The following is a 1623-nucleotide window of genomic DNA, read 5'->3' as shown; positions in this document are numbered from 1 at the left end:
GGGGTTCCGATGTATTTCGGTGACCAGGGATGGTGAGGGGCCGCTCGGTGGCGGATTCCACGCTATGAGTGATCATCTTCCGGGTCTGCGGGCGGACTTCGCCCGATCCGGGGGTTTGCCGACCGTCTGGGCATGACCGCCTCGCTGTGGGGCCAGGTTCCCGCTCGTGACCGCACCTGATGATGTCCACCACCTGCTCGCCGGCGCCGGCCAGGTCCTCGACGACCTGCGCCATCAGGAAAAGGACCTGGAAGAACGCCTCGCCGCGGTGCGCGAGCGGCTGGATGCCGGACAGGCGGTCCTGGCCGCGGTCGAGCGCTGGCGTTCCCTGTCTACCGGACCGGTCGCGGACGCACCTGTCGCCGGCGGTCCGGCGGTGGACGCCGGCCGGCCTCAGCCGGCGGTGATCGAGCGGATCGCGCTGCTGCTGGCCCAGGACCCGGCCCGCACGTGGAGTCCCGAGCAGGTTCACCAGGCCCTTGAGGTGCCGGTGGCCAGCGTGTACTCCAGCATGTCCCGGCTGGAAAAACGCGGCCGTCTGGTCCGGGTGGACCACGGTGCCTACCGCGCGGCCCCGTCGGCCGGGCGGGAGTGAACCACCCGTGCTGGACTGGCAGTTCGTCCCGGAGCCGGGGGTGTTCGACTGGCGCACCGGTGTCCGCGACCGCATCGACGCCTATACCCCGGCTGCCGTGGATGCCGGCCAGGCACTGCTGTGGGAGCGGATCGCCACCACGCTGCGCAAGACCGTCGCGCGCGCCGACCCGCTGAGTGCCGGTATGGCCCGCACTCTGGCCGCCGCCTTGTGGCAGATCGCCGTTTTCGCCGACAGCCACGGCCTGGGCGAGGGCGAGCGGGTGTGGATGGCCGAGGAGACCTTGGAGCTGTTCGCCGCCCGCGGCCGCCGGGATCTGTCCCCGGCCAGCAGGGCGCAGATCATCTCCCGGGTGCGCACGCTGGCCGATCCGGTGCCGGTCTCCGGCCGGGACGTGTTCGCCCCCTATACCCCGGCTGAGCTGGGGCAGTTGTGGACGGCGGCCGGATCGCAGCCGAGCGAGGCCCGCAGCCGGGATGCGCGGATCCTGCTCGCCCTGGGTGCCGGGGCCGGGCTGAGCGCGTTGGAGATCGCGCAGGTGCGGGCGCATGATGTGCGCCCGGCCGGGGCCGCGGTGGTGGTCGCGGTGCGCGGCCGCACCCAGCGGCGGATGGTCATCGTGCGCCGCGCGTTCGAGCACACGCTGGCCGAGGCCGCCCACGCCCACACCGGGAAGGTGGTCTACCTGCTGTCGCCGGGCTGCTTCCACCGAGCCGGGATCGTCTCCAAGGTCGCCTCGTCGCTGAGGCTGCCGGAGAAGTGCCCGCGGCTGCATACCCGCAGGCTGCGGGCCGGCTGGATCAAGGAACTGGCGGAGGCAGGGGTGGCACTGCCGGTGCTGGCCGCCGCAGCCGGAATCACCGACCTCGGTGCGCTGACCCGTCTGCTGCGGCATCTTCACCGCCCCGATGACCAGCAGGCCGCCGGCCAGCTGCGCGAGGGCTGAGACCAGTGCCGGTGGACGAGCCCGATCTCCCACCGGACAGCAGCAGTCCTTCGTCGTCGTCGTCGTCGTCGTCGTCGTACGT

2 protein-coding genes are annotated in these 1623 nt (G+C 72.3%); both read left to right on the top strand.

What is annotated here, in order from left to right:
• Positions 1-166: 166 nt before the first annotated feature.
• Positions 167-595: a hypothetical protein gene (locus tag ACWD3C_RS34060; protein ID WP_451150031.1), complete on the top strand. Its 429-nt coding sequence runs from the start codon at positions 167-169 to the stop codon at positions 593-595.
• A 7-nt stretch (positions 596-602) separates the two neighbouring features.
• Positions 603-1541 (top strand): hypothetical protein, encoded by a 939-nt coding sequence (locus tag ACWD3C_RS34055; protein ID WP_451150030.1) that lies wholly within the window; start codon positions 603-605, stop codon positions 1539-1541.
• The last annotated feature ends 82 nt before the right edge of the window (positions 1542-1623 follow it).

Source organism: Streptomyces sp. NPDC002845, from assembly GCF_053591955.1.
Note: the sequence above shows the minus strand (reverse complement) of the source record. Positions and strands in the feature narration are given on the sequence as shown.